Here is a 6317-nt window from a genome sequence, read left to right on the forward strand (position 1 = left end):
CCCTCGGCGTCAACTGCGCCAAAGGTCCCCGTGGTGCAACAGGCGTTGATTCACCATACGGCAGGACAGTGCCGGATATGGAAGGACTTGAGACGAGGATCACAGGTTTCACCGGAACCGCGATCACTCATTCGAAGGTCCTTCCCAGGTTCGCACCTCAGAGCCGCAGGTGCGAACCGAGGCCGCCGTAGGTGAGAAACGGGTATGCCGGAGGTAAGAGTCAACGCTCGCGATCACACCCCGGGCCCCGTGACGGCGGGACTACCATCACTGACATGACCCGTGTACTGCTCGCCGAGGACGACGCGTCCATCTCGGAGCCGCTGGCCCGCGCCCTGCGCCGGGAGGGATACGAAGTCGAGGTCCGTGAGGACGGGCCCACCGCGCTCGAAGCCGGCATGCAGGGCGGCGTCGACCTGGTGGTGCTGGACCTCGGGCTGCCCGGCATGGACGGTCTGGAGGTCGCCCGCCGGCTCCGCTCCGAGGGGCACACGGTTCCCCTGCTGATCCTGACCGCGCGCGCCGACGAGGTGGACACGGTCGTCGGCCTGGACGCGGGCGCCGACGACTACGTCACCAAGCCGTTCCGGCTCGCCGAGCTGCTGGCCCGGGTCCGGGCCCTGCTGCGGCGCGGTTCCGTCGAACCCCAGCAGCCGCCCGCCACCCACGGCGTGCGCATCGACGTCGAGTCGCACCGGGCCTGGATGGGCGACGAGGAGCTCCAGCTCACCGCGAAGGAGTTCGACCTGCTGCGGGTCCTGGTGCGGGACGCGGGCCGGGTCGTCACCCGCGACCAGCTGATGCGCGAGGTCTGGGACACCACCTGGTGGTCCTCCACCAAGACCCTCGACATGCACATCTCCTGGCTGCGCAAGAAGCTGGGCGACGACGCGGCCAACCCCCGCTACATCGCGACCGTGCGCGGTGTGGGCTTCCGTTTCGAGAAGAGCTGAACCCCGCCGGGGTCCGCCAGTGAGCGACCGGGGTTCGCCAGTGAGTAAGAGGACATGCGCCGCCGTCTGATCCAGTCCACGCTCGCCGTGGTTCTCGTCGTGATCGCCGTCTTCGGCGTCTCCCTGGTGATCGTCGAGACCCGCACCATCAGCGAGAGCGCCAGGGAGCGGGTGGAGTCCGAGGCGGTCCGGCTGGCCAGCATCGTCGACAGCCGGCTGCTCGTCGAGGACAAGGTCACCGCCGACATCATCAGCGACCAGGTCACCGAGGACCGGTACGCCGTCATCCGGATCCCCGGCAAGCCGCCCATCGAGGTCGGCACCAAACCGGACGGCGACGTCATCAGCGCCACGGAACCCGGCGAGGAGGGCGAGACGGTCACCGTCCAGGAGCCGCGCTCCTCGGTGACCCGGGAGGTCGGCCGTACGCTGCTGATCATCGTCCTGGTGGCGCTGCTCGCGGTGGTCGCGGCGGTGCTGCTGGCGATCCGCCAGGCCAGCAGGCTCGCCTCCCCGCTGACCGACCTCGCGGAGACCGCCGAACGCCTCGGCTCCGGCGACCCCCGCCCCCGCCACCGCCGCTACGGCGTTCCCGAGCTGGACCGGGTCGCGGACGTGCTGGACCGCTCCGCCGAGCGCATCGCCCGCATGCTGACCGCCGAGCGGCGCCTCGCCGCCGACGCCTCCCACCAGCTGCGCACCCCCCTCACCGCCCTGTCCATGCGTCTGGAGGAGATCACCCTCACCGACGACCCGGACACGGTGAAGGAGGAGGCCACGATCGCGCTGGCGCAGGTGGAGCGGCTGACGGACGTGGTGGAGCGGCTGCTGACCAACTCCCGCGACCCGCGCACCGGCTCCGCGGTCACCTTCGACCTCGACGAGGTGATCCAGCAGCAGCTCGCCGAGTGGCGCCCCGCCTACCGCAGCGCGGGCCGTGCGATCGTCACCTCCGGCAAGCGGCAGCTGCGGGCGGTGGGCACGCCGGGCGCGGTCGCCCAGGTGCTGGCGGCGCTGATCGAGAACTCGCTGATGCACGGGGGCGGCACGGTCGCCCTGCGCACCCGCGTCACCGGCAACCAGGTCGTCGTCGAGGTCACCGACGAGGGGCCGGGTGTCCCCGCCGACCTGGGCGCGCGGATCTTCGAACGGGCGATCAGCGGCCGCAACTCCACCGGCATCGGCCTCGCCGTCGCCCGCGACCTCGCGGAGGCGGACGGCGGCCGCCTGGAGATGCTCCAGGCCAGCCCGGCCGTCTTCGGCCTGTTCCTCTCCCGTACGCCGCCGCAGAAGTCCCCGGACGACGAGTCCCGCCGGACGGTGCGCTGACGGTCACAGCACGCGCTGCGTCGTGCGGGAGCCGTCGGAGGGGGCGCCCCGCGTCACCGGCTCCCGCACCGGCAGCGCGCGGAACACCCAGGTGCGGTACGACCAGAAGCGGAACAGGGTCGCCACGCCGATGCCCAGGAACTTGAAGATGTTGCTCTGCAGCGGGCTGTCCCAGCCGAAGCCGTACGTCGCCGTGTACAGCACACCGTTCTCGATCACCAGGCCGACCGCGCTGAACAGCAGGAACAGCGTCATCTCCCGGGTGCGCCCGGACTTGTCGCGGTCCCGGTAGGCGAAGTAGCGGAAGCCTATGTAGTTGAAGACGATCGCGACGACGGTCGCGATGACGCTCGCCCGTACCACCTGGAGGTCCGTCACCTGCCGGACCAGGTTGAAGACGAGGAGATTGACCAGCAGGCCCATTCCGCCGACCGCACCGAACTTCACGACCTCCCGGAGCAGCCGGTCGATCCGCTCCCGCACGGTGCCGCGCGGGGCCGGAGCCGGGGCCGTGGTCGGAGGCCCGGAGGAACCGTGTCCCATGGTGGTGCTGGCCCCCGTCCGTCGGTTGGCGTCAACCAGACCATGCTAACCACCCGTCTTCGCGATCTTCCTGCGGACGAGGGTCACGCCCGCGGACCGCCCGCGGACCGTCCGGGAGGAGGCCGGTAAATCGGCCACGGTGGCTCGGCCGATACCCTGGGGGCGTGACGTTCCCGGTAGTCGGCATGGTCGGCGGTGGCCAGCTCGCTCGTATGACACACGAGGCGGGCATCCCGCTCGGCATCAAGTTCAAGCTCCTCAGTGACACTCCGCAGGATTCCGCGGCGCAGGTCGTCGGCGATGTCGTCGTCGGCGACTACCGCGACCTGGAGACGCTGCGCGCGTTCGCGCGCGGCTGCGACGTGATCACCTTCGACCACGAGCACGTGCCCACCGAGCACCTCAGGGCCCTGGAGGCGGACGGCATCCCCGTCCGCCCGGGCCCCGACGCGCTGGTGCACGCCCAGGACAAGGGCGTGATGCGCGCGAAGCTCGACGCGATCGGCGTGCCGTGTCCGCGCCACCGCATCGTGGCCGATCCGCAGGACGTGGCCGCGTTCGCGGCGGAGCTCGAGAGGGGAGGGCCCGAAGGGCCCTCCGGCAAGGGCGGTGGTGGGCGACGGGAGGGCGGCTTTCCTGTCGTCCTCAAGACGGTCCGCGGTGGCTACGACGGCAAGGGCGTGTGGGTCGTCGGCTCCGTCGAGGAGGCCGCCGAGCCGTTCAAGGCGGGCGTCCCCGTCCTCGCCGAGGAGAAGGTCGACTTCGTGCGCGAGCTGGCCGCCAACGTGGTCCGCTCCCCGCACGGGCAGGCCGTCGCCTACCCCGTCGTCGAGTCGCGGCAGGTGGACGGCGTCTGCGACACGGTGATCGCGCCCGCTCCCGGCCTCGACGAGGACCTCGCGCTGAAGGCCGAGGAGATGGCGCTGAACATCGCCAAGGAGCTGGGCGTCGTCGGCCACCTCGCGGTCGAGCTGTTCCAGACCCGCGACGGCCGCATCCTCGTCAACGAGCTCGCGATGCGCCCGCACAACTCCGGACACTGGTCCATGGACGGCGCGATCACCTCGCAGTTCGCCAACCACGTCCGCGCCGTCCTCGACCTCCCGCTCGGCGACCCCCGCCCGCGCGCGAAGTGGACGGTCATGGCCAACGTCCTCGGCGGCGACTACCCGGACATGTACTCCGCGTACCTGCACTGCATGGCCCGCGACCCCCAGCTGAAGATCCACATGTACGGCAAGGACGTGAAGCCCGGCCGCAAGGTGGGCCACGTCAACACCTACGGCGACGACCTGGACGACGTGCTGGAGCGCGCCCGTCACGCAGCCGGCTACCTGAGAGGCACGATCACCGAATGAGCCCAGTTGTCGGCATCGTCATGGGGTCGGACTCCGACTGGCCCGTCATGGAAGCGGCGGCCAAGGCCCTCGACGAGTTCGAGATCGCCTACGAGGTCGACGTCGTCTCCGCGCACCGCATGCCCCGCGAGATGATCGCGTACGGCGAGCAGGCCGCGGACCGGGGACTCAAGGTGATCATCGCGGGTGCGGGCGGCGCCGCCCACCTGCCCGGCATGCTCGCCTCGGTCACCCCGCTGCCCGTCATCGGCGTGCCCGTGCCGCTGAAGTACCTCGACGGCATGGACTCCCTGCTGTCCATCGTGCAGATGCCGGCCGGTGTCCCGGTCGCCACCGTCTCCGTCGCCGGCGCGCGCAACGCGGGACTGCTCGCGGCCCGCATCCTCGCTGCCCACGACGAGGAACTCCTCGGCCGGATGCGGGAGTTCCAGCAGGAGCTGAACGACCAGGCCACCGAGAAGGGCAAGCGGCTGCGGGCCAAGGCCGAGGGGTCCGGCGGCGGCTTCGGCTTCGGGAAGTGACGCGGATGACCTCGCTGGACCGGGCTCGGGAGCTGCTGCGCGAGTTCCCCGTCGTGGACGGGCACAACGACCTGCCGTGGGCGCTGCGCGAACAGGTCCGTTACGACCTCGGCGCCCGCGACATCGCCGTCGACCAGTCCGCCCACCTGCACACCGACCTCCCCCGGCTGCGCGCGGGCGGGGTCGGCGCGCAGTTCTGGTCGGTGTACGTCCGCGCGGACCAGCCCGACCCGGTACCGGCCACGCTGGAACAGATCGACTGCGTACGGCAGTTGCTGGCCCGTCATCCGCGGGAGCTGGCGCCCGCGCTGACCGCCGCCGACATGGAGGCCGCGCGGAGCCAGGGCCGTATCGCCTCCCTCATGGGGGCGGAGGGCGGCCACTCCATCGCCGACTCCCTCGGCACGCTGCGGGGGCTGTACGACCTCGGCGTCCGCTACCTGACCCTCACCCACAACTTCAACGTGGCGTGGGCGGACTCGGCGACCGACGAGCCCGGCGTGGGCGGCCTGTCGGCCTTCGGCCGCGAGGTGGTGCGGGAGATGAACCGGCTCGGCATGCTGGTCGACCTCTCCCACGTCGCCGCGACGACCATGCGGGACGCGCTGGACACCACGTCCGCGCCGGTGGTCTTCTCCCACTCCTCCGCCCGCGCGGTCTGCGACCACCCGCGCAACGTCCCCGACGACGTGCTGGAGCGGCTGCCCGCCAACGGCGGTGTCGCGATGGTGACGTTCGTGCCGAAGTTCGTGCTCCAGGCGGCCGTGGACTGGACGGCCGCGGCCGACGAGAACATGCGCGCGCACGGCTTCCACCACCTCGACACCACCGCCGAGGGGATGAGGATCCACCGCGCCTTCGAGGAGACCAACCCGCGTCCGGTCGCCACCGTCTCCACGGTGGCGGACCACCTGGACCACATGCGCGAGGTCGCCGGCATCGACCACCTCGGCATCGGCGGCGACTACGACGGCACGGCCTTCACCCCCGACGGCCTGGACGACGTCTCCACCTACCCGAACCTGATCGCCGAGCTCCTCGACCGCGGCTGGTCGAAGGCCGACCTGGCCAAACTCACGTGGAAGAACGCGGTACGGGTGCTGGGTGCCGCGGAGGACGTGGCCCGGGACCTTCAGACCACGCGGGGCCCGTCGAACGCGACGATCGAGGACCTGGACGGCTGATCGTCGAGGGTGGGGTAGTCGGTGTAGCCGTCCGCCCCGCCCACGTACATCAGGTAGCGGTCCCGCACCTGGTTCAGGGGCGCGTCGAGACGCAGCCGCCGCACCAGGTCGGGATTGGCGAGGAAGGGCCGGCCGAGGGCGATCAGATCGGCCCCGGCGTCCAGCAGCCGCCCGGACGCACGGTGCACGGCGTCGGAGGACATCTCCTCCAGCACCGGGTTGGCGACGAGCGTCCCCGGCCACGCGGCACGGATCTTCGCGAACACCGGCGCGTCCGGGTCGGCGGACACCAGGTGCAGGTACGCCAGCCCGAGCCCGCCGAGCCGTTCGGCGAGCGCCGGGTGGATCTCCTCGGTCCCGCCCTCCTCGATGCCGTTGACGGTGCTGCCGGGGGAGATCCGCAGCCCCACCCGGGCCGCCCCGATCTCG

The 6317-nt window shown here is 71.4% G+C and carries 6 protein-coding genes and 1 pseudogene; 5 read left to right on the plus strand and 2 right to left on the minus strand.

Features of this window, described 5'->3' with window-relative positions; translation table 11 throughout:
• Window positions 1–275 precede the first annotated feature (275 nt).
• Both B7767_RS07130 and B7767_RS07135 read left to right on the plus strand, forming a co-directional pair.
• Window positions 276–953, plus strand: coding sequence for a response regulator transcription factor (locus B7767_RS07130; RefSeq protein WP_085571400.1), 678 nt, complete (start codon window positions 276–278; stop codon window positions 951–953).
• A 54-nt stretch (window positions 954–1007) separates the two neighbouring features.
• Complete coding sequence (locus tag B7767_RS07135; protein ID WP_085571401.1) at window positions 1008–2282, plus strand: ATP-binding protein; 1275 nt, start codon at window positions 1008–1010, stop codon at window positions 2280–2282.
• A gap of 3 nt (window positions 2283–2285) precedes the next feature.
• Here B7767_RS07135 and B7767_RS07140 read toward each other — a convergent pair whose 3' ends face one another.
• Window positions 2286–2825, minus strand: a complete 540-nt coding sequence (locus B7767_RS07140) for a GtrA family protein (RefSeq protein ID WP_085571402.1) — start codon at window positions 2823–2825, stop codon at window positions 2286–2288.
• Window positions 2826–3010: 185 nt separating this feature from the next.
• Between B7767_RS07140 and B7767_RS07145 the strand changes: the two genes are divergently transcribed.
• Genes B7767_RS07145 through B7767_RS07155 form a run of 3 tightly spaced genes read left to right on the plus strand, consistent with a single transcriptional unit; the run spans window position 3011 to window position 5888 of the window.
• Window positions 3011–4183 carry a 5-(carboxyamino)imidazole ribonucleotide synthase gene (locus B7767_RS07145; protein ID WP_085571403.1) on the plus strand — a complete coding sequence of 391 codons (1173 nt, stop codon included), beginning with the start codon at window positions 3011–3013 and terminating at the stop codon, window positions 4181–4183.
• Window positions 4180–4704: a 5-(carboxyamino)imidazole ribonucleotide mutase gene (gene purE / locus B7767_RS07150; RefSeq protein WP_085571404.1), complete on the plus strand. Its 525-nt coding sequence runs from the start codon at window positions 4180–4182 to the stop codon at window positions 4702–4704. Before B7767_RS07145 ends, purE begins: the two co-directional genes overlap by 4 nt.
• A 5-nt stretch (window positions 4705–4709) precedes the next feature.
• Window positions 4710–5888, plus strand: coding sequence for a dipeptidase (locus B7767_RS07155; RefSeq protein ID WP_085571405.1), 1179 nt, complete (start codon window positions 4710–4712; stop codon window positions 5886–5888).
• On the opposite strand, the pseudogene B7767_RS07160 reads toward B7767_RS07155, so the two are convergent.
• Window positions 5837–6317, minus strand: a pseudogene (locus tag B7767_RS07160) (alkene reductase); the annotation flags it as partial. The gene B7767_RS07155 and the pseudogene B7767_RS07160 overlap by 52 nt on opposite strands.

The sequence above is a fragment of the Streptomyces sp. 13-12-16 genome, from assembly GCF_002114215.1.
In the GTDB taxonomy this organism is placed as follows: domain Bacteria; phylum Actinomycetota; class Actinomycetes; order Streptomycetales; family Streptomycetaceae; genus Streptomyces.